This window comes from Priestia megaterium, assembly GCF_041941685.1.
Classification (GTDB): domain Bacteria; phylum Bacillota; class Bacilli; order Bacillales; family Bacillaceae_H; genus Priestia; species Priestia megaterium_C.
Map to the genome: position 1 here is coordinate 1,392,942 of NZ_CP130958.1, position 20,573 is coordinate 1,413,514.

The 20,573-nt window shown below is 38.8% G+C and carries 22 protein-coding genes; 21 read left to right on the forward strand and 1 reads right to left on the reverse strand.

The features are described 5' to 3' along the window. The first annotated feature begins 31 nt into the window (after window positions 1-31). Together Q5794_RS07280 and Q5794_RS07285 are read left to right on the forward strand one after the other, a co-directional pair. Window positions 32-808 carry a sporulation protein YpjB gene (locus Q5794_RS07280; protein ID WP_014460979.1) on the forward strand — a complete coding sequence of 259 codons (777 nt, stop codon included), beginning with the start codon at window positions 32-34 and terminating at the stop codon, window positions 806-808. Between the two features lie 64 nt (window positions 809-872). Then, window positions 873-1,550, forward strand: a complete 678-nt coding sequence (locus Q5794_RS07285) for a zinc metallopeptidase (RefSeq protein ID WP_013056088.1) — start codon at window positions 873-875, stop codon at window positions 1,548-1,550. A gap of 30 nt (window positions 1,551-1,580) precedes the next feature. On the opposite strand, the gene Q5794_RS07290 is transcribed toward Q5794_RS07285, so the two are convergent. Next, window positions 1,581-2,447: a YitT family protein gene (locus tag Q5794_RS07290; protein WP_013056089.1), complete on the reverse strand. Its 867-nt coding sequence runs from the start codon at window positions 2,445-2,447 to the stop codon at window positions 1,581-1,583. A 312-nt stretch (window positions 2,448-2,759) separates the two neighbouring features. On the opposite strand from Q5794_RS07290, the gene Q5794_RS07295 reads away from it, so the two are divergent. The 19 genes from Q5794_RS07295 (at window position 2,760) to Q5794_RS07385 (ending at window position 20,554) form a co-directional block, all read left to right on the forward strand. Further along, window positions 2,760-3,089, forward strand: coding sequence for a nucleotide pyrophosphohydrolase (locus Q5794_RS07295; RefSeq protein ID WP_013056090.1), 330 nt, complete (start codon window positions 2,760-2,762; stop codon window positions 3,087-3,089). A 13-nt stretch (window positions 3,090-3,102) separates the two neighbouring features. After that, entirely contained in the window at window positions 3,103-3,903 is an 801-nt protein-coding gene (dapB, locus tag Q5794_RS07300) for a 4-hydroxy-tetrahydrodipicolinate reductase (RefSeq protein WP_192996979.1), read from the forward strand. A gap of 12 nt (window positions 3,904-3,915) precedes the next feature. Next, a complete protein-coding gene (mgsA, locus tag Q5794_RS07305) occupies window positions 3,916-4,314 on the forward strand; it encodes a methylglyoxal synthase (protein ID WP_013056092.1) in 399 nt (132 codons plus the stop codon). A 10-nt stretch (window positions 4,315-4,324) separates the two neighbouring features. Continuing rightward, complete coding sequence (gene bshB1 / locus Q5794_RS07310) at window positions 4,325-5,035, forward strand: bacillithiol biosynthesis deacetylase BshB1 (RefSeq protein ID WP_192996981.1); 711 nt, start codon at window positions 4,325-4,327, stop codon at window positions 5,033-5,035. Further along, window positions 5,036-6,163 (forward strand): N-acetyl-alpha-D-glucosaminyl L-malate synthase BshA, encoded by a 1,128-nt coding sequence (bshA, locus tag Q5794_RS07315; RefSeq protein ID WP_013056094.1) that lies wholly within the window; start codon window positions 5,036-5,038, stop codon window positions 6,161-6,163. Window positions 6,164-6,178: 15 nt separating this feature from the next. Then, a complete protein-coding gene (locus Q5794_RS07320) occupies window positions 6,179-7,372 on the forward strand; it encodes a CCA tRNA nucleotidyltransferase (RefSeq protein ID WP_013056095.1) in 1,194 nt (397 codons plus the stop codon). Then, a complete protein-coding gene (locus Q5794_RS07325; protein WP_013056096.1) occupies window positions 7,357-8,346 on the forward strand; it encodes a bifunctional biotin--[acetyl-CoA-carboxylase] synthetase/biotin operon repressor in 990 nt (329 codons plus the stop codon). The genes Q5794_RS07320 and Q5794_RS07325 overlap by 16 nt, the downstream gene beginning before the upstream one ends. A 272-nt stretch (window positions 8,347-8,618) precedes the next feature. Next, the gene (gene panB, locus Q5794_RS07330; RefSeq protein ID WP_374988927.1) at window positions 8,619-9,452 is read left to right on the forward strand and encodes a 3-methyl-2-oxobutanoate hydroxymethyltransferase; all 834 of its coding nucleotides are present in this window, start codon (window positions 8,619-8,621) and stop codon (window positions 9,450-9,452) included. Window position 9,453: 1 nt separating this feature from the next. Beyond that, entirely contained in the window at window positions 9,454-10,311 is an 858-nt protein-coding gene (gene panC / locus Q5794_RS07335) for a pantoate--beta-alanine ligase (RefSeq protein ID WP_374988928.1), read from the forward strand. Next, window positions 10,312-10,695: an aspartate 1-decarboxylase gene (gene panD / locus Q5794_RS07340; protein WP_214986206.1), complete on the forward strand. Its 384-nt coding sequence runs from the start codon at window positions 10,312-10,314 to the stop codon at window positions 10,693-10,695. A 202-nt stretch (window positions 10,696-10,897) separates the two neighbouring features. Then, window positions 10,898-13,699: an ATP-dependent DNA helicase DinG gene (dinG, locus tag Q5794_RS07345; RefSeq protein WP_328244613.1), complete on the forward strand. Its 2,802-nt coding sequence runs from the start codon at window positions 10,898-10,900 to the stop codon at window positions 13,697-13,699. Between the two features lie 88 nt (window positions 13,700-13,787). Continuing rightward, window positions 13,788-14,585 (forward strand): hydrolase, encoded by a 798-nt coding sequence (locus Q5794_RS07350; protein ID WP_268576527.1) that lies wholly within the window; start codon window positions 13,788-13,790, stop codon window positions 14,583-14,585. Between the two features lie 188 nt (window positions 14,586-14,773). Next, window positions 14,774-14,944, forward strand: coding sequence for a YpmA family protein (locus Q5794_RS07355; protein ID WP_374988929.1), 171 nt, complete (start codon window positions 14,774-14,776; stop codon window positions 14,942-14,944). An 11-nt stretch (window positions 14,945-14,955) separates the two neighbouring features. Beyond that, on the forward strand, window positions 14,956-15,444 hold the full coding sequence (locus tag Q5794_RS07360) for a DUF5590 domain-containing protein (protein WP_013056103.1): 489 nt from the start codon (window positions 14,956-14,958) through the stop codon (window positions 15,442-15,444). Between the two features lie 133 nt (window positions 15,445-15,577). Beyond that, window positions 15,578-16,762 (forward strand): pyridoxal phosphate-dependent aminotransferase, encoded by a 1,185-nt coding sequence (locus Q5794_RS07365; RefSeq protein ID WP_013056104.1) that lies wholly within the window; start codon window positions 15,578-15,580, stop codon window positions 16,760-16,762. Window positions 16,763-16,917: 155 nt separating this feature from the next. Continuing rightward, complete coding sequence (gene asnS / locus Q5794_RS07370) at window positions 16,918-18,210, forward strand: asparagine--tRNA ligase (protein WP_045293839.1); 1,293 nt, start codon at window positions 16,918-16,920, stop codon at window positions 18,208-18,210. A gap of 337 nt (window positions 18,211-18,547) precedes the next feature. Then, on the forward strand, window positions 18,548-19,255 hold the full coding sequence (locus tag Q5794_RS07375; RefSeq protein WP_214986213.1) for a DnaD domain-containing protein: 708 nt from the start codon (window positions 18,548-18,550) through the stop codon (window positions 19,253-19,255). Window positions 19,256-19,395: 140 nt separating this feature from the next. Beyond that, entirely contained in the window at window positions 19,396-20,067 is a 672-nt protein-coding gene (nth, locus tag Q5794_RS07380) for an endonuclease III (RefSeq protein ID WP_374988930.1), read from the forward strand. Next, window positions 20,054-20,554 carry a YpoC family protein gene (locus Q5794_RS07385; protein WP_214986215.1) on the forward strand — a complete coding sequence of 167 codons (501 nt, stop codon included), beginning with the start codon at window positions 20,054-20,056 and terminating at the stop codon, window positions 20,552-20,554. Before nth ends, Q5794_RS07385 begins: the two co-directional genes overlap by 14 nt. The last annotated feature ends 19 nt before the right edge of the window (window positions 20,555-20,573 follow it).

The window sequence follows — 20,573 nt, forward strand, 5'->3', positions numbered from 1 at the left end:
AGTTTTAGTAGAGGTTAGAGGAGGGACGAGAATGAAAGGAAGAATAGTAGGAATATTGCTCGTACTTTTCTTTGCATATACGACTACTGTACATGCAGCTGAAGGGCAGTGGGAGAAGCTTGATAACTTATCTGATCAAACGCTATCGCTTGTAGAGCAAAAGGAGTATAAAGCAGCCCAACATTTATTCAGAAACTTTTCGAATGAATTTACCAGTCTCAATACAGCTTCTTTGGGCGTATCGGCCGAAGATATACGTATTTTAACTCTTTGTTATGAACAGGTAGAAAGGTCTCTTTTATCTTCTGATTCCAGTGATGAAGAACGTCTTCAAAAAGCTACTCAATTTCGATTATTAGTCGATGCGCTGCACAGCAAGCATCAGCCTATGTGGACTGAGCTCGAAGGCAGTATGCTCGCAACATTTAAAGAGATGCGAAATGAAGCGGTAAAAGGAGAACAAGCAGCTTATGAAGCGCAGCTTAAGCAATTTTTGAAGGAGTATGATATGATCTTACCGAGCGCGCAGGTAGACGTGTCGTCTCCCTACGTACAGCGTGTGAGCGCGGACGTTCACTTTTTACAGACTGAAGGAACGCTAAGTGAGATTAACGATGAGCAGTTTAACCAAATGGAACAAAACTTGAAAGATTTTTTTGAACAAGTAAAAGAAAATCGTACAGACCCGTCTTTTATTTGGGTTACAATTACCACCGGAAGTATTATTATTGCTACACTTTTTTATGTAGGAGCGCGAAAATATTTCGCTGACCAGAAAAGAAAGTCAGCCAGAGGGCGTAATGATTGACGTAAAAGCGCAGAATTGTCTAAAATAAAAGAGTAGTCAAACACATAATGAAAGGTGTGGGTAAATGAGCTTTTTGATTTATTTTCTCATTATTATTCTTGTGCCAATTTGGGCACAGTTTAAGGTGAGAAGTGCTTACAAAAAATATTCACAAGTAAGCAACTCATCAGGAATGACAGGCGCAGAAGTAGCAAGAAAAATTTTAGATGAAAACGGGTTGTACAACGTTCACGTAGAGCCTGTAGGCGGATTTTTATCGGATCACTACGATCCTCGTTCAAAAGTCATTCGTTTGTCAGAAGACAACTATTACGGAACGTCTGTCGCAGGCGCTGCCGTTGCGGCTCACGAAGTGGGACACGCGATTCAAGACAAAGAAAACTATTCGTTTTTACGTCTTCGCCACTCGCTTGTGCCGGTGGCAAGCCTTGGATCAAACGCTTCTTGGATTTTAATTATGATTGGAATTATCGCGTCGATTAAGCCGTTGCTATTGTTAGGTATTATCTTCATGGCAGCAGCGGTCGTATTCCAAGTTGTAACACTGCCTGTTGAATTTAACGCTTCAAGCCGAGCGATGACGCAAATCGTCTCAGTCGGAGCGATTCGAAATGACGAAGAGCGCGAAACGCGCAAAGTGCTTAACGCAGCGGCTTTAACATACGTAGCAGCCGCAGCAGTAGCAGTTCTTGAGTTGGTTCGCTTAATCATGATTTATACAGGAATGAATAACGACGACTAATAAAAAAATACCGCTAATGCGGTATTTTTTTTATCTTTCAAGCGGTTTTTTATTTTCATCAAGGGTAAATCCTTCGCCTAAGACATCATGAACATCCGTAACTGCAACGAATGCGTGTGGATCTACAGAAGTAATAACTTGCTTTAAACGGAAAATTTCATTTTTACTAACCACACAGTATAACACATTGGTATCTTGCTTAGAAAAAGAACCTTGTCCTTTTAAAATCGTCACGCCTCGATCCATTTCTTTCATAATTTTATCCGATATGGCTTCGTTATGATTTGAAATGATCGTTGCCCCTTTGGCGGCATACGCGCCGTCTTGCATAAAGTCAATAACCCGTGCAGCGACAAAGACTGCAACAAGTGTGTACATAGCTTCTCGGTAGGATAAATAAATGAGAGACGCACTAATCACAATAAAGTCAAAAAGAAACATCGTTTTCCCCATATTCCACCCGATATATTTTTGAACAACACGTGCGATGATATCCACTCCTCCTGTTGTTCCTCCAAACCTGAAAATAATGCCAAGGCCCACTCCAATAAAAACACCGGCAAAAAGAGCTGCTAGAGTCATATCATGACGCAGGGGCATATTCACCGGGAAGCGCTGGAATATCCATAAAAATAGCGATAAGCTAACGACTCCGAGCATGGTATAAATAAATGCTGTTCTCCCTAATAGTTTCCACCCTACAAAAAACAAAGGAATATTTAACACTAAGTTAGAATAAGAGGGATCAATGTTAAATAAGAAAAATAAAAGCAGGGTAATGCCTGTGAATCCACCTTCAGCTAAATTGTTTTGCATGTTAAAATTAACAAGTCCAAACGCAAATATGGCAGCACCAAGCAGTATAAAAATAATATTTTTAAATCTGAGACCTTTCATACTTACAAACCTCCTATGACCGTTTTTGCACTACCTTATCATAAAGGAATATATTTCATTTCGTAAATAACTATCGAAAAGATTTTTGAAAATAGTAAAAAGTGATGATGTTTCTTCTAGTGCTATGTATTAGTAGTATCCTCAATTCGTAAAATATAGACAGATTTTTGAGAATTAAGGGAAACGTGAGGAATATTGTGAAAGAGCATCTGACAAAGGCTTGGTAAGAAGAAGTAATTACACTAAATAATTTGAAGTAAAGATGTTATAATAGTAAGCTGAGTGTACTTCTAAAAGAGGTGAAATAAAAAGATGTCAAAAAAAACGATGGAGCAAATGCAGCAAGAAGTTGATGCATATATTAGCCAATTTAAAGAAGGATATTTTAGTCCTCTTGCTATGCTTGCGCGAATGTCGGAAGAAGTGGGCGAATTATCGCGCGAAATTAACCACTACTATGGTGAAAAGCCGAAGAAAACGACTGAAGCAGAACGTACGGTCGAAGAAGAAATGGGCGACATTTTATTTGTATTAATTTGCTTTGCAAATTCATTAAATATTGATTTACAAGAAGCGCATGATCGCGTTATGAATAAATTTAATACGCGTGACAAAGATCGCTGGACGAAAAAAGAAGACTAAGGAGAGAAAAAGAATGGACAAAATTCGAATTGTACTTGCAGGACCAAGAGGTCGTATGGGAAAAGAAGCTGTATTATTAATAGAAGAAACAGAGCATTTTGAATTAGTAGCAGCGGTAGATCGTATCAATGAAGGAAAATACATAAGTGATATTGAAGGAATGCCAAATGTACAAGCGCCAATCTACACGGATATTGAAAAATGTTTTCAAGACGTTAAGGCAGATGTTTTAGTTGACTTGACAACACCTGAAATTGGGCGCGTTCATACTAAAACAGCCCTAACATATGGAGTAAGACCTGTTGTAGGAACAACTGGCTTTTCAGAAGAAGATTTAAAAGAATTAAAGCAGCTTGCTGAAGAGAAGGAACTTGGCTGTATCATTGCACCTAATTTTGCAATTGGCGCTATTTTAATGATGAAGTTTTCACAAATGGCAGCTAAATACTTTGATGATGTTGAAATTATTGAAATGCACCACGATCAAAAGTTAGATGCACCATCAGGAACAGGCTTAAAAACAGCGGAGCTTATCAGTGAAGTTCGTAAAGCAAAAAAACAGGGTCATCCTGAGGAAAAAGAATTGCTAGAAGGGGCGCGCGGTGCAGATTATGAAGGAATCCGCCTACATAGCGTACGCCTGCCAGGACTGATTGCTCACCAAGAAGTGATGTTCGGAGGATTTGGACAAACATTAAAAATCCGTCATGACTCATACAACCGTGCTTCTTTTATGTCAGGTGTGAAGCTAGCTGTTGATACAGTTATGAACGTAGACACACTTGTATATGGATTAGAAAATATTATTGACTAAGGAGCGAGAAAAATGAAAATCGCCTTAATTGCACATGATAAAAAGAAAAATGATATGGTACAATTCACAACAGCCTATCAAGCGATTTTACAGGAACATTCGCTGTTCGCAACAGGAACAACAGGAACGCGTATTTCAGAAGCAACAGGTTTGAAGGTTCACCGCTTTCAATCAGGACCGCTTGGAGGAGATCAGGAGATAGGAGCTTTAATTGCTCAAAATGAAATGGATATGGTTATTTTTTTCCGCGATCCGTTAACAGCTCAGCCTCATGAACCTGATATTTCAGCTCTGATGCGCCTATGTGACGTCTATGCGGTTCCTCTTGCAACGAATATGGGAACAGCAGAGATTTTAATTCATGGACTTGAACGAGGCGATTTGCATTGGCGTTCAATTATAAAAAAATAGGGTGAAGATAATGAAAGAAACAATAGATATCCTTGCCTTTGGTGCTCATGCCGATGATGTAGAAATCGGCATGGGTGGAACCATTGCAAGAATGAGTGAACAAGGTTTGAAGGTAGTTATTTGCGATTTGACGCAAGCTGAACTTTCTTCAAATGGAACGGTTAAAATTCGAAAACAAGAAGCGTCCAAAGCTGCTAATGTCTTAGGTGTTCATGAGCGAATTCATCTGGATTTGCCAGACAGAGGTTTGGTTTTAAAGGCAGAGTATATAGCTGAAATTGCATCAGTCATTCGCACGTATCAACCAAGGATTATATTTGCTCCTTACTTTGAAGATCGTCATCCTGATCATGGAAATTGTGCAAAGCTTGTAGAAGAGGCCATGTTTTCGGCTGGCGTTAAAAATTATATCGATTATAAGAAGCAAAAAGCTCATCGTGCGGAGTCTCTTTATTTCTATATGATAAATGGATTTCATAAGCCAGATTTTGTCGTAGATGTATCAAGCACGTTTCAAAAGAAAGTAGCTAGTCTAGAGGCTTATGAAAGTCAATTTACAAAAACAGCAGATACGTTTGATACGCCGCTGGTAAACGGATATATTGAAACGGTAGAGAGCAGAGAGCGATTATTTGGCAAAGAAGTCGGGGTAGCATACGGTGAAGGTTTTTTATCTAAAAAACCGATTTTGATGTACGACGATTTAGTAGGTGGAAAATAAATGAAGTTAAAAATTGGTATTACATGTTATGCTTCCGTTGGAGGTTCAGGAGTGGTAGCAACGGAGCTAGGGAAGCTGCTGGCTGAAAAAGGGCACGAAATTCATTTTATTTCCTCTAGCATGCCTTTTAGATTGACGAAAGTATATCCAAATATTTATTTTCACGAAGTAGATGTAAATCAGTACTCCGTCTTTAAATACCCTCCGTATGATCTTGCTTTATCCAGTAAAATGGCTGAAGTGGCTAAAAGAGAAAAGCTTGACATTATTCATACGCACTATGCAATCCCCCATGCCGTTTGCGGGATTTTAGCTAAACAAATGGTTGAGCATGAAGTGAAAATTGTGACGACTCTTCATGGGACAGATATTACGGTTCTAGGAGAGGATCCATCTTTAAAAGATTTAATTAAATTTGGAATTGAGAAATCAGATGCAGTGACGGCTGTATCTCAGTCACTTGTTGATCAAACTCATCATTTAATTAGTCCAGATAAAGAAATTGAAACGATGTATAATTTTATTGATGAACGAGTTTATCATAAAAAAGAAGTTCAGTATTTAAAAGCGGAATATGGCATATTAGAAAATGAAAAAGTCGTTATTCATATTTCAAACTTTCGCCAAGTCAAACGAGTTACAGATATAGTCAAAACATTTGCTATTATTAATAAAAAGCTTCAGTCTAAGCTGCTGCTTGTAGGAGACGGCCCTGAAATGACGGTTGTGTCTCAATTAGTAAGAGAGCTAAATCTTCAAGATTCTGTGTTATTTCTTGGGAAACAAGAAAATGTAGCAGAACTATATTCGATTAGCGATTTAAAACTGTTATTATCTGAAAAAGAAAGCTTTGGGCTTGTACTTTTAGAAGCTATGGCTTGTGGTGTTCCATGCATCGGAACAAATATAGGCGGAATACCCGAAGTAATTGAACACGAAAAAACAGGATATATTTGCGAAGTGGGAGACGTCGAAGAAGCAGCGAGCAAAGCAATTCAGCTACTTGAAAATGAACAGCTGCATCACCAAATGAGGGAAGCGTCTCTAAGCGCAGTTAATCATAAATTTCATTCAACAGAGATTGTGAGTCAATATGAAAAACTTTATTATAAATTGGTACAGGGTTGAAGAATGGAGGAAGTTATGAAAGAACCGTTCATTCATCCGCTTTATATTATTGAAAAACTGGAGACAGCCGGTTACGAAGCGTATTTTGTTGGAGGAGCGGTCCGGGATCTCATTTTAAATCGGACGATTGGAGATATTGATATCGCTACGTCAGCTAGGCCAGAACAAGTGATGGAACTCTTTCCTAAGACGATTCATGTAGGAATCGAGCATGGTACAGTTGTCGTTGTCCATGAGAACGAGACCTATGAGGTAACCACTTTTCGCTCTGAGGGAGAATATGATGATTTTCGTCGTCCCTCGTCCGTTACGTTTATTTCGTCTCTGATAGAAGATTTGCAGCGTCGCGATTTTACAATCAATGCAATGGCTATGAATGCAAAAGGAGAAATCATTGATCCATTTAATGGAAGAGAAGATTTGCGAAACCAGTTAATTCGCACTGTCGGAAATGCTAAAGAACGCTTTCATGAAGATGCTCTTCGTATGATGAGAGCCGTTCGCTTTGTCAGTCAGCTGGCGTTTTCGCTGTCTGATCAAACTAAAAGAGCCATTCAGCAATACGGTGAACTGCTGAGGCATGTTTCTATTGAACGGATTACAGTTGAATTCGAAAAAATGCTGAGCGGAAAGCGTCCGTCTTTAGCATTAGCACTTGTAGCAGATACGGAGCTGTATCGCTACTTGCCCCAATTGAATGTAGATCCGCAAAAATTCCGATCTGTTTGTGCACACGATTGGATGATGCTTCAGCGAGTATCGGAGTCATGGACACTTCTGGTACATCTACTCGACATTCAAGACAAGCAGGCATTTTTTAAAAGCTGGAAATTATCTAATAAGCAAATTAAAGATATTCAGCTTCAGTCTATTGGTCTTCGAGACGTTTTGGAAAATGGATGGTCAAAACGCATCATGTATACAATTGGAGAGCAGGCCAGCGTAAGCGTGAATCGTATTTTACAACTTCTTCGAAGCAATGAGTATATGAATGAACATGAGCTTCTTTACATCTATAGCGAGCTGCCTATTCATTCTTTAAAAGATTTAGATATAAATGGTCAAGATCTTTTAGTGTGGACAGGTAAAAAGGGTGGTCCATGGGTGTCTCAACTGTTAAAAGAAATTGAGGAGAAAGTTCTATACAATGAGTTAATGAACACGAAATCTTCAATAAGAAAGTGGGTGCAGTCTTGCAGTCAGATATAAGAAGAACGCTGCTTGAAATGTTTACGAACGCAGATGGGGACTATGTGTCCGGCCAAAAGATCAGCGATTTATTAGGCTGTTCAAGAACAGCTGTATGGAAGCATATCGAAGAGCTGCGAAAAGACGGCTATGAACTTGAAGCTGTTCGTAAAAAAGGCTATCGCATTGTTGGGAAGCCGAACAAAGTAAGCAGCAACGAGCTTTTATTAGGGCTCCAAACAACAAAAATCGGTCAGTATATTCATTATGAGGAAAGCGTGCATTCTACTCAGAAAATTGCTCATCGAATTGCTCAAGAAGGAGCAAAAGAAGGAACGGTTGTAGTTGCTGAAGAGCAAACAGCAGGGAGAGGAAGACTTGATAGAGCGTGGTATTCCCCAAAATATACTGGTGCCTGGATGAGTATTATATTGCGTCCTTCTATCCCTCCGCAGCAGGCTCCGCAGCTGACTCTACTATCAGCAGTGGCTGTTGTACAGGCCATTCAAGAAGTGACGAACCTTTCTCCAGACATTAAATGGCCTAATGATGTTTTATTAAATGGGAAGAAGCTAGTTGGGATTTTAACAGAAATGCAGGCTGATTTTGACCGGATTCATTCGGTCATCATTGGAATTGGCATCAATGTGAATCAGCAGGAAACGGATTTTAATGAACAAATCAAACACATTGCCACATCTTTACGTATTGAAAAAGGTGAAGAAATTAATCGTGCGGCTTTGATGCAAGCGTTTTTCTTAAAGTTAGAAACCCTTTACGAAGAATACTTAAAAAATGGCTTTGGTTTAATTAAAGTTCTTTGGGAAACGTATGCGATCAGTATTGGCAAGCGAATTATAGCACGCACGATGACAGCCAACATTGAAGGCTTTGCAAAAGGTATAACGGATGAAGGCGTTTTATTGATTGAAGATGATGAAGGAGTTATACACCGAATTCATTCTGCAGATATTGAGCTCTCTGCTAAAAAATAGTAGAAAAATAAAGAAATTTTTATTATAATACGAGTATCAAGGTAGTATCGCAAGAACTTCACTTGATACTCGTTTGTTTATTTTTAATACGACAATAAATCTGCCTTGATCCATTAAGGACTAGGACAGAGGGATGACGCGTAGGTAAGCACATTAGGTAAAGTGTGCTTTTTATAGATAAAGTCTGTCAAAGTCCTTCTTCCTTTTATAGGTAGAAGGACTTTTTGTGTGCAGACGTGCGCTCATCTCCTCTGAGAAGGAGGAGAAAGTTAGTGAAAACAAAATTAGATTTTTTACGTATGAAACAAAACAATGAACCAATTGTGATGCTGACTGCGTACGATTATCCGTCAGCTAAGTACGCTGAGGAAGCAGGTGTAGACATGATTTTAGTAGGCGATTCTCTAGGAATGGTCGTTTTAGGATATGACTCTACCATTCCTGTAACGGTAGATGATATGATTCATCATACAAAAGCGGTTAAAAGAGGAGCTGCTGATACATTTATCGTCACCGACATGCCATTTATGTCCTATCACGTGTCGAAAGAAGACACGATGAAAAATGCTGCTCGTATTATGCAGGAAAGCGGAGCTCATGCTTTAAAAGTAGAAGGTGCAAAGGATGTTCTTTATACAATTTCAGAATTGACGCAAGCTGGTATTCCGGTTGTTGCACATCTCGGGTTAACTCCTCAGTCTGTCGGTGTCCTGGGCGGTTATAAAGTGCAGGGAAAAGAAGCGAAAGAAGCCAAACAGCTAATCCAAGATGCGATCAAGTGTGAGCAGGCGGGAGCTATTGCTGTTGTATTAGAATGTGTTCCTAAACAAGTAGCAAAACAAGTAGGTGAACGCTTAAGCATTCCCACAATCGGAATTGGAGCAGGAGCTGACACGGATGGTCAAGTACTTGTATACCACGATGTATTAACGTACGGCGTAGAGCGTGTGCCAAAATTTGTTCAGTCATTTGCGAAAATAAATGAGCCTATTTTACAGGGGCTTTCACAGTATGTAAGTGAAGTGAAAAAAAGAGAGTTTCCGAAAGAAGCACATACTTTTTCAATGAAAGAAGAGCAGTTAACGGCACTGTACGGAGGGAAATAAGATGAAAGTCATTACAACAATTAAAGACATGCAGCAGGAGATGAAAAAAGAAAAGCAGCTTGGACGTTCAATTGGATTTGTCCCGACGATGGGCTATTTGCATGAAGGCCACGCTACTTTGCTTGGAGCGGCTCGCACAGAAAATGAAGTAGTGGTGCTAAGTATTTTTGTGAACCCGACTCAATTTGGACCAAATGAAGATTTTGATACGTATCCAAGAGATTTTGAACGCGATGAGCGCGTGGCAAAAGAAGCTAACGTCGACTATTTATTTTATCCTTCAGTAGAGGAAATGTATAAGTCAAGCCGTTCAGTTGCTATAACCGTGACAGATCGTGTAGACGTATTGTGTGGACAGAAGCGCCCCGGCCATTTTGACGGAGTAGCCACGGTACTAACAAAGCTTTTTCATATTGTAACACCAGATCGTGCATACTTTGGTAAAAAAGATGCACAGCAAGTTGCTGTGGTAGATGGCTTAATTGAAGACTTTAATTTCCCAGTGGAGCTTAGAGCAGTAGACACGGTGAGAGAAGCAGATGGATTAGCTAAAAGTTCTCGTAACGTATATTTAACGGATAAAGAAAGAGAAGAGGCACCTGTTTTATTTAAGAGTTTACAAAGCGCTCTGCAGCTTCTTGAAAGCGGAGAGAAGCAAGTAGAAATCCTTAAACAGATCATTCGAAAAGAAATTGAGCAACATACGAGCGGTAAAGTGGATTATATCGATGTTTATACGTATCCAGAGCTAAAAACGATTGAGCAAGCCGCTGGAAAAATTATTATTGCTTTAGCTGTTCAATTCTCTAAAGCCCGTTTGATTGATAATGTAATTGTAGACGTACAGGGGGATAACTAAATGTTTCGCACGATGATGAACGCTAAAATACACAGAGCTCATGTAACTGAAGCCAACTTAAATTATGTTGGGAGCATCACTATTGATGAAGATATCATCGACGCAGTAGGAATCACTGCAAACGAAAAAGTTCAAATTGTAAACAATAATAACGGAGCTCGCTTGGAAACGTACGTGATTCCCGGCGAACGCGGGAGCGGCGTAGTTTGTTTAAATGGAGCTGCTGCAAGACTCGTGCAGCCTGGAGATATTATCATCATTATCTCTTATGCGCTCGTAGCCAATGAAGAAGTAGCTCACCATCGTCCAACCGTAGCGATTATGAATGAGCAGAATAAAATCCAACAATTGCTTAAACAAGAACCAGCTGGTACAATTCTATAAGAACAGTCCCCCTTTATGAGGGGGATTTTTATTTGAATACATACGCTAGTAAGTGAACGGTATAAACCTCTATACACACTAAAGTAAAACTTCGATGTATGAAAGCCTCTCTGTTTTTCACGAGAAGGAGTTGCGCTTTTAAAGCATATAGAGCAGGCTTTCACTTTATACTATAAAAAGACAGACTTGCGAGGTGTTGACCGTGAATAAACGCTTTGTTGTGGTAGATCTTGAAACGACGGGACATTCTCCAAAACAAGGAGATAAAATGATTCAATTTGCTGCTGTCATAGTAGAAGACGGCAAAATTGTTGAACGTTTTTCTAGTTTTTTAAATCCTGGTATGGATATTCCGCCTTTTATTACACAACTAACTAACATTCAAAATGATATGGTGAAAGATGCGCCTTTATTTGAAGAAATTTCACCTAAAATTATAGAATTGCTAGATGATGCTTATTTTGTTGCACATAATGTGGCTTTTGATTTAACTTTTTTACAAGAAGAACTCTATCAGTGCGGAAGGGAGACGCTTTATAATTCAACCGTAGACACCGTCGAACTGGCCCGGATTCTGCTGCCTACAGTTGATGGGTACAAACTTAGCCAATTAGCTGAGTATTTACATATTGAACATGAAAACCCTCATCAAGCAGATAGTGATGCAGAAGTAACGGCACGTATTTTACTGTTACTAATTGAGAAATTAAAGAAGCTACCTCTAACAACCTTAAAGCAGCTGTATGCGCTAAGCTTGCACTTTAAAAGTGAAATTGGAGAACTGATTCAACAAGTTATAGATGATAAAAGTTATGCCGAGGATGATTCTTATGAATTTATACATGGGATTGCGCTAAACAAATATCAGCCGCATTCAGCTAATGAAAAGCAGCACTCTCATACTTACGAGATATTTGAAACTGAAAAGCAAAAGCTGTTCCATCAGGCTCTGCCATTGTTTGAAGAACGAAAAGGGCAGTGGGAGATGATGAACTTTGTACAAGAGTGCTTTGCAGGTAATGAGCATGCTTTAATTGAAGCCGGGACCGGTATTGGTAAAACCTACGCTTATTTAGTTCCTGCCGTGTTTTATGCTTCTGTTCATCATCACCCAGTCATTATCTCAACTAATACGGTAACGCTTCAGCAGCAAATCATCGAAAAAGATGTGCCCATTCTAGAAAAGATTGTTCCGTTTCCTGTGACGGCAGCTGTTTTAAAAGGAAGAGAACACTACATTAGTATAAGAAAATTTATTCAGCTCTTAAAAGAGCGCAATAATAATTACGATGCGATCCTCACAAAAGCGAAGCTGCTTATTTGGCTGACGGAAACGGAAACGGGCGATAGCGATGAAATAAACCTGCCTTCTGGCGGCAAACTTTTTTGGGAACAGCTAAATGAAAGCAATCCGTCTCCAAGTGACTTTAAGCATCCTTGGAAACTTTATTCTTTTTATGAACGAGCGCAGAACAGAGCGCAAAATGCCCATATAGTAGTGACAAATCATCGCTTGCTGTTGATGGATGTGATGAGTAATCATGAGCTGCTGCCTGAGTATGAACAGATTATTATTGACGAGGCTCATCACTTAGAAGACATTGCTGGAGAAGAGCTGGGGGAGCGCTTAGATTATTTTGCGGTTCATGCGCTATTAAACCGAATCGGAACCATTCAAGACAAAGGGCTGTTAAAAAAAGTTCATCATACGTTTGTGAAATATAGCATCGAGCTTAACACTGAACTTCTTCAAAACCTGTTTGTGCAGCTTCATTCTGAGTGCGATGACTTATTTCGTTTGATTCATTCTTTTGTCCAAAAAAGAATTGGCAATCAGCAGGGCGAGATTGGAAGAAGCAGCTATCGATATAAAGTGGAAAAAGAGCATGGACATTACTGGACGGCTATTCAAGAAGCAGCGTCGCGCATTCGTTTTTTAATTCACGATCTTTTTACATGGAATGATGGGGCAAGACATTCCTTTGACGAACTATATGACAAAGTCACAAAAAATGAACAGTCGTCTCTTCATGAATTTCAAACGGCTGTTAAAGGATTTGAACACATATCTCAGCAAATAGAAAAGCTTTTGTTCAAACAGCAGAGTCATCACGTAACGTGGTTTGAGATTGAACCAAAAGGAGCAGCGAATGCTACGTATATCTATAGTCAGCCTACCTCCATTGCCGATACGCTGGCTGATGAATTTTTCGCTAAGAAACAAAGCGTTATTTTAACATCGGCTACATTGACGGTGAATGGAACATTTGATTATTTAATTCAAGAGCTAGGGTTATATGACTTTCAGCCTGCTCAACTCATTCTCCCTTCCGAGTTTGATTATGAGAAGCAAGCTAGAGTCTATATTCCTCAAGATATGCCTGCTGTTAACGAAGTATCATTATATGAGTATAGCGCTATGATGGCAGAAAGTATTCTTGACGTAGCTAAAGTAACAAATGGTCGTATGCTGGTGCTTTTTACTTCATATGACATGTTGAAAGCTACGTATGGTTATTTAAAAGAGTTAAACGACCTTGAAGAATTTGTACTGCTCGGTCAAGGAGTCACAACTAGAAATCGTAATAGACTATTAAAAGACTTCAGCCAGTTTGAGCATTCCATTCTATTAGGTACAAACAGCCTGTGGGAAGGAATTGATCTGCCAGGAAATTTATTATCATGTCTCGTAATTGTCAGACTTCCTTTTTCATCTCCAAATCAACCTCTGCTGACAGCTAAATTTGAGCAGATGAAAAAAGAAGGGAAAAGTCCTTTTATGAATTATTCACTTCCTCAGGCCGTTATCCGTTTTAAACAAGGATTTGGACGGTTGATTCGTTCAAAAAGTGACCGAGGAGCTATATTTATTTTTGATAATCGTATTACGCGAACAGCATATGGGTACCATTTCCTTCATTCACTTCCAAAAGTCCAGGTTGTTCAAAAAACGTTTTCGAATATCTTACTGGACTACAAAGAATGGTGGAATGAAAAGACTTGAGCATACGCTTAAGTCTTTTTTTATGCATACTGTTTCTTCAGTTGAGAGACGATAGTAATATACTATGATAAGCAAATGAGGACAGTGTATGATTAAAATATTAATAAGTGCTGTACTGTTTTTTAGTTTTATGAACTGTTCGGTTTCAGCAGCCGTCATTAAAAACGTAGATTTTGGTTTACAAGCTGATGAAGTAGTGATCACCTTTCTACCTCTTTCAGCTGGAGAAGCGAGTCTGATTCAAGACGGAAGCGGTGAGATTATTTTGATAAATACCGGGAATGCATCTTCCTATCCCGAGCTAAAGAAGTGGTTGAAGCGATATAAAGTAAAAAAAATCAACCAATTAGTGATTACGAAACAGCAAAAGTACTATGATTCAAATGTTCAGCGAGCTATGAATGATTATCATATAGAGCGTATTATTGTCCCTGCTCAGTACCAGGCGGAATTTCAAACAGAGAAGTGGAAAGAAAGTGATTTATTTCAGTTAACAAATAATATACACGTTGATGTCTTGCATGCATCGAAGCAAAAAACAGCGGCTATGGATCTATTGTTTACGATCGGAGAACATCGGATTCTATATGCAATGAGCAGCTCAGATGAAGTAGAAGAAAAGTTTTTACGCATTCCTCTTACCCATGTAGATGTATTGAAAATTCCTAATTTTGGAGAGGGAACGTTTTTTTCGAATGCATTTTTGAAGCAATTAGATACACAGCTTGCGGTTGCGTTTACGAAACCAGGCCGTTCCTATTCCCCTCGACTGCTTTCAAATTTAACAGCTGAATGGATTGAATTATATGACGTAAGGGAGGGGAGCGCTTACTCTATTAAAATGTCGCTAAAATCCTATGATGTGATGAAATTTTCTGCAAAATAAACAAATTTCCTTTTGCAAAAAGAGGTAAATTCCTTATAATATTATATATGTTTACTTATTTATTCGGTTTTTACGCAAAACGTACAGATTGGATTGATGAGTGAAAAAGATGACGATGGTTTTTGATACCTGTTATAATACGAATATCGTCATTTTTGCGTCGTGATAGACGAGCTAGGAGGTTTACAATGGAAAGTAGGATTGAAGTATTATCAACTGTCCGCGTGGAAAATTCCTCGGATTTATATAAAATTGTTGATAGTTTGAATCGCACGTTGAAAAAGCAAGATTTGATGTTCGGATTAGCGTTAGATGAAGAAGATCGAAGCAAAGCTGTATTTACAATTTATCGTACATAAGTAGGGATTTTATGAAAAAGTTAATTATTGTAGCGGTAGCTGCTGTGCTTTTAATTATCGGGGGCATTTCTTTTAGCATTTATCACTCGTCCGTGAAGGATGTGCAGTCTGCTGAGGAAAAAGCAGCATCCCAAGCAAAAAAAGAATTTAATTTGAAATCTGTCACAAGCACCCAGCCATATTTCGGCAATCATGCATTTTATGTAGTAGAAGGTACAAACCGAAGCAATCAAAAGGTAATTGCTTGGATGCCTAAAAGCAAAAAACAAACAGCTGTTTTAAAGAAAGCAAGCAGCGGGATCACAAAAGAGAAAGCCATTTCCATTGTGAAAAATGATAAAAACCCGCAGGAAATTAAGTCGGTGCGCCTAGGCATTGAAAATAAAAAGCCGCTGTGGGAAGTAACATATGTGGATAAAGATAAGAAACATTTAACATACTATTATCTTGATTTCTCTAGCGGTGAATTTATAAAACGATACAGCTTATCTCAATCATAAATCGTTTATACCATATGAAATACCATATGTGTCATAATATAAGATTTCAGCGCTTTATGAAAATGAAGCCAATTTTTTATCTATAATCAGCCCGCGGGCTGATTATAGCTTTAGTTCATAGGGGGAGATTTTAGTGAAGTTAGCAAAACGTGTATCAGCATTAACGCCATCATCAACATTAGCGATTACAGCAAAAGCGAAAGAATTGAAAGCGGCTGGTCATGATGTGATTGGACTTGGAGCAGGGGAACCTGATTTTAATACGCCGCAGCATATTTTAGAAGCGGCTGTCACAGCAATGAATGATGGTCAGACAAAATATACGCCTGCAGGCGGCCTTGCACCATTAAAAGAAGCGGTAATTGAAAAATTCAAACGCGACCAAGGCCTGACGTATTCACCTTCTGAAATTATTGTTTGTACAGGTGCTAAGCACGCACTGTATACGTTATTTCAAGTTCTGTTAGACGAAGGTGACGAAGTGATTATCCCAACTCCTTACTGGGTAAGTTATCCTGAGCAAGTAAAGTTAGCAGAAGGTACACCAGTATTCGTTGAAGGTTCTGAAAATAACGAATTTAAAATCACACCTGAACAATTAGAAGCGGCTATTACTGCTAAAACCAAAGCTGTTATTATCAATTCACCAAGCAACCCAACAGGTATGATTTACACAAGAGAAGAGCTACAAGCTTTAGGAGAAGTTTGCTTGAAGCACGATATTTTTATCGTATCAGATGAAATTTATGAAAAGCTTGTGTATGGTCAAAATGAACATGTATCGATTGCGCAGCTTTCACCAGCGTTAAAAGAAAAAACAATTATCATTAACGGTGTTTCTAAGTCACATTCCATGACGGGCTGGCGCATTGGATATGCAGCTGGTGATGCTACAGTTATTAAAGCGATGACAAACCTAGCGAGTCACAGCACGTCAAATCCAACATCTATTGCTCAATATGCAACAATCGCTGCTTATAACGGCACTCAGGAGCCAGTGGAAATGATGCGACAAGCTTTTGAAGAGCGTCTAAACGTAATTCATGAAAAGCTGATTAACATTCCAGGGTTCTCATGCTTAAAACCACAGGGTGCTTTCTACTTATTCCCTAATGCAATTGAAGCTGCAAAGTTAACTGGTTTTGATACAGTTGATGCATGGGTAGAAGCTATTTTAGAAGAAGAGAAGGTAGCGCTAGTGCCTGGTTCAGGATTCGGTTCACCTGAAAATGTACGTCTTTCTTATGCTACATCACTAGATCTGCTAGAAAAAGCAGTGGAACGCATCCATTCATTTATGACTCGTCATATGAAATAAAAAAGATTATATTTAAAAACAAAGGAGCCTTTTAGCACAAATCACACGTGTTAGAAGGCTCTTTTTGTTTGTTACTTGTTATTATGTTTGTCGAAATGTATAATAGGATGGCATACATAATTACGAAATGTAAGTTTTTTGGAGGGATATTAATCGTGAAAATTACGATTTCAGAAGCAAGCAAGCATGTAGGAAAAGAAGTAACAATTGGTGCTTGGTTAGCGAATAAACGTTCAAGTGGTAAAATTGCCTTTTTACAGCTGCGCGATGGATCAGGATTCATGCAAGGGGTAGTTGTAAAAGCTGAAGTAGAAGAAGAAACTTTTAAATTAGCTAAATCTATGACGCAAGAATCATCACTATATGTAACAGGTGTGGTACGTGAAGATGAGCGCTCACCGTTTGGCTATGAGTTAACAGTTACAAGCCTTGAAGTTATTCATGAAGCTGTTGATTATCCAATTACGCCAAAAGAACATGGAACAGAGTTCTTAATGGATAACCGTCATTTATGGCTCCGTTCTAAACGTCAACATGCTGTTATGAAGGTTCGTAACGAAATTATTCGTGCAACGTACGAATTCTTTAACGAAAACGGGTTTACAAAAGTAGATCCTCCAATCCTAACAGGAAGTGCTCCTGAAGGAACAACAGAATTATTCCACACGAAATATTTTGACGAAGATGCATACCTTTCTCAAAGTGGACAGCTTTATATGGAAGCAGCGGCAATGGCGCTTGGAAAAGTATTTTCATTTGGTCCAACGTTCCGCGCTGAAAAATCTAAAACACGCCGTCATTTAATTGAGTTTTGGATGATTGAACCAGAGATGGCTTTCTACCAATTCGAAGATAACTTGAAAGTACAGGAAGAGTATGTGTCTCATGTCGTACAGTCTGTTTTAACAAACTGTAAGTTAGAGTTAAATGTACTAGGCCGTGATACATCTAAGTTAGAACAAATTAAAGCGCCATTCCCTCGTATTTCGTACGATGAGGCTCTTAAATTCTTACATGAAAAAGGATTTACAGACATTCAGTGGGGAGATGACTTTGGAGCACCGCATGAAACGGCTATCGCAGAAAGCTATGACAAGCCGGTATTCATTACACACTATCCAACGTCATTAAAACCATTTTATATGCAGCCAGATCCAACAAATGAAGACGTAGTATTATGCGCAGACTTAATCGCACCAGAAGGCTACGGAGAAATCATTGGAGGCTCTGAACGTATTCATGATCAAGAGCTTTTAGCTCAGCGTGTAGAAGAGCACAAATTAGATACTGAAACGTATAAGTGGTATTTAGAGCTTCGTAAGTATGGCTCAGTTCCACATTCAGGATTTGGTTTAGGCCTTGAGCGTACGGTAGCATGGATTAGCGGCGTAGAACACGTTCGTGAAACGATTCCATTCCCACGCTTATTAAACCGTCTATACCCGTAAGGAAGTGAAAAAAGTATTCTGACTCTTGTAGTCAGGATACTTTTTTTAGCTTTTTTTATGAATCATAAAAAGAAAAGAAAAACGAGGCTTTTACTTATATCATAAGGAAACAAAGGCAAACATAGAAAAGAGTCTAACTTAAAAGGGAGTTGCAATTCTCGAAAAAATAAGTTAGTGTAATATTCTTGGAAGGAAGTCATCGTTCGTATATATTTTATATGTGCAGAGCAATGGTACGGTTTCAGCGGAAAGTTTTACATAGAAGCTTTTTTAGCTTCGAATAATTATTACTTTGACTATAAACTTCATGATATACTAACTACTGAGGTGTTCGGATATGAAAAAAGAAACGTTAATTGAATGGTTTGAACAAGGCACAGTTTCAATTCCGAAGCTGCTGTTTAATCACTATAGCGATTTGGGAATGAACGAAACGGAATTCATGACGTTAATGCATATTTATGTTTCCATTGAAGGCGGTGAAGGTTTCCCGACACCTAACGAATTGGCGGCAAAAATGAGTATTTCAAGTGCTGTCTGTATGGATACGCTGCGAGCATTAATTCAGCGCGGCTTTTTATCTATTGAGCAAGATCAACAGCAAAACGCCCTTATTTGTGAACGTTATTCATTAAAACCGCTTTGGGAAAAGCTTATTCATCATATGATGCAAGAAACAAAAGAAGTAGAAAAAAGTGAAGAAGAACAAGAAGAGCTTAATTTATATACAATGTTTGAAAAAGAGTTCGGCAGAGCATTGTCTCCGTTTGAATGCGAAACGCTAGCGATGTGGATTGATCAAGATCATCATGATCCCATTATTATTAAAGCGGCACTAAGAGAGTCGGTGATGTCTGGAAAATTAAACTTCCGGTATATTGATCGTATTTTATTTGAATGGAAGAAAAATGGTATTCAGACCATTGATCAAGCCCGCAAGCATAGCCAAAAATTTCGTCAAAATCAACAGCCCAAAAAACTATCTTCTGTTAACCCTTCTCAGTCTACATCAGCCATTCCTTTTTTTAACTGGCTAGAGCAATGACAGGATAAAAAGCTGCTTCAAGATCCATGTAATTGAATCTTGAAGCAGCTTTTTTAAAAGAATATGGACAAAAGTAGCATTTGACAGGAACCCTATTGTAAAATAGGAGGGAACTACCTGTAAGAAGAAGGAGAACTAGTATGTTAACGTTAAAACAAATCAGACAGTGCCTAGATGCTATGGCGGAAATGTTTCCTGACGCCCACTGTGAGTTAAATCATCGGAATCCCTTTGATTTAGTCATTGCTGTGGCGCTATCTGCTCAGTGCACAGATGCTCTAGTCAACCGCGTAACAGCGGATTTATTCAAGAAATATCAAACACCTGAAGACTATTTAGCCGTTTCGTTAGAAGAGCTGCAGCAAGATATTAGATCAATCGGCTTATATAGAAACAAAGCTAAAAATATTCAAAAGCTCTGCCGTATGCTCATTGATGAATACGGAGGAGAAGTTCCAACAGATCGTGATGAGCTGACCAATCTTCCAGGAGTAGGGCGTAAGACGGCTAATGTTGTTGTATCCGTAGCTTTTGGAGTACCGTCAATAGCAGTAGATACGCATGTAGAACGTGTAAGTAAACGCCTTGGGATTTGCAGGTGGAAAGATTCCGTTTTGGAAGTAGAAAAAACGCTAATGAGAAAAGTTCCAAAAGATGAATGGTCAGTTACGCATCATCGACTTATCTTTTTTGGACGCTATCACTGTAAAGCACAGTCTCCTCAATGTCATGTCTGCCCGCTTCTGGATCTTTGCCGAGAAGGAAAGAAACGAATGAAAGGAAAAGAGAATAAGACAGATGTTACCGATTGAAGTGCCGTCACATTTCATATGCGAACCATTCTATTCAAAAGAAAATCGGGTTCTTGAAGTAGATGAAAAAAATGGGAGAAATTATTTTGCTTATGATATTTTATACGATGTACATAAAGAAACGAAAACACCTTGGAGGGATGTTCAAAAGAACATACGGCCATTTTTTGAAAAGTGGGAAACACAAAGGGAAGAACTGTACATGCTTTTTTCTCAGCGAAAAGCAAAAGAAGCAGCCCCTTGTATGAAACAAGCTGCTGCTATGTATATTAGTTTACTGTTTTGGATTAATGGACAGCCCGTTCGGCGTTTAAATCGGCTGCAAGAAGACATAGCGGACCTAACCTATAAGCCTATTAACTGTGCTGAGAGACTTATGTTTTTACTGCAGCGAGTTTCTTCTTATCAAGCGTATATTCAGCTGACAGAATTATTTAATGAGCTGCGTAAGCAGTATGCAAAAATGCTTATTCTTCACAAGAAATAAAGCCCCTACAAGTGTAGGG

Excerpts from the sequence above, each read along its gene's own strand:
- dapB (WP_192996979.1), top strand. The coding sequence starts at position 3,103 with ATGGACAAAATTCGAATTGTACTTGCAGGACCAAGAGGTCGTATGGGA.
- Q5794_RS07285 (WP_013056088.1), top strand. The coding sequence starts at position 873 with ATGAGCTTTTTGATTTATTTTCTCATTATTATTCTTGTGCCAATTTGG.
- Q5794_RS07360 (WP_013056103.1), top strand. The coding sequence starts at position 14,956 with ATGAAAAAGTTAATTATTGTAGCGGTAGCTGCTGTGCTTTTAATTATC.
- Q5794_RS07295 (WP_013056090.1), top strand. The coding sequence starts at position 2,760 with ATGTCAAAAAAAACGATGGAGCAAATGCAGCAAGAAGTTGATGCATAT.
- Q5794_RS07280 (WP_014460979.1), top strand. The coding sequence starts at position 32 with ATGAAAGGAAGAATAGTAGGAATATTGCTCGTACTTTTCTTTGCATAT.
- Q5794_RS07290 (WP_013056089.1), bottom strand. The coding sequence starts at position 2,447 with ATGAAAGGTCTCAGATTTAAAAATATTATTTTTATACTGCTTGGTGCT.
- bshA (WP_013056094.1), top strand. The coding sequence starts at position 5,036 with ATGAAGTTAAAAATTGGTATTACATGTTATGCTTCCGTTGGAGGTTCA.
- Q5794_RS07320 (WP_013056095.1), top strand. The coding sequence starts at position 6,179 with ATGAAAGAACCGTTCATTCATCCGCTTTATATTATTGAAAAACTGGAG.
- panC (WP_374988928.1), top strand. The coding sequence starts at position 9,454 with ATGAAAGTCATTACAACAATTAAAGACATGCAGCAGGAGATGAAAAAA.
- bshB1 (WP_192996981.1), top strand. The coding sequence starts at position 4,325 with ATGAAAGAAACAATAGATATCCTTGCCTTTGGTGCTCATGCCGATGAT.
- mgsA (WP_013056092.1), top strand. The coding sequence starts at position 3,916 with ATGAAAATCGCCTTAATTGCACATGATAAAAAGAAAAATGATATGGTA.
- Q5794_RS07355 (WP_374988929.1), top strand. The coding sequence starts at position 14,774 with ATGGAAAGTAGGATTGAAGTATTATCAACTGTCCGCGTGGAAAATTCC.
- Q5794_RS07375 (WP_214986213.1), top strand. The coding sequence starts at position 18,548 with ATGAAAAAAGAAACGTTAATTGAATGGTTTGAACAAGGCACAGTTTCA.
- Q5794_RS07350 (WP_268576527.1), top strand. The coding sequence starts at position 13,788 with ATGATTAAAATATTAATAAGTGCTGTACTGTTTTTTAGTTTTATGAAC.
- panD (WP_214986206.1), top strand. The coding sequence starts at position 10,312 with ATGTTTCGCACGATGATGAACGCTAAAATACACAGAGCTCATGTAACT.
- nth (WP_374988930.1), top strand. The coding sequence starts at position 19,396 with ATGTTAACGTTAAAACAAATCAGACAGTGCCTAGATGCTATGGCGGAA.
- Q5794_RS07385 (WP_214986215.1), top strand. The coding sequence starts at position 20,054 with ATGTTACCGATTGAAGTGCCGTCACATTTCATATGCGAACCATTCTAT.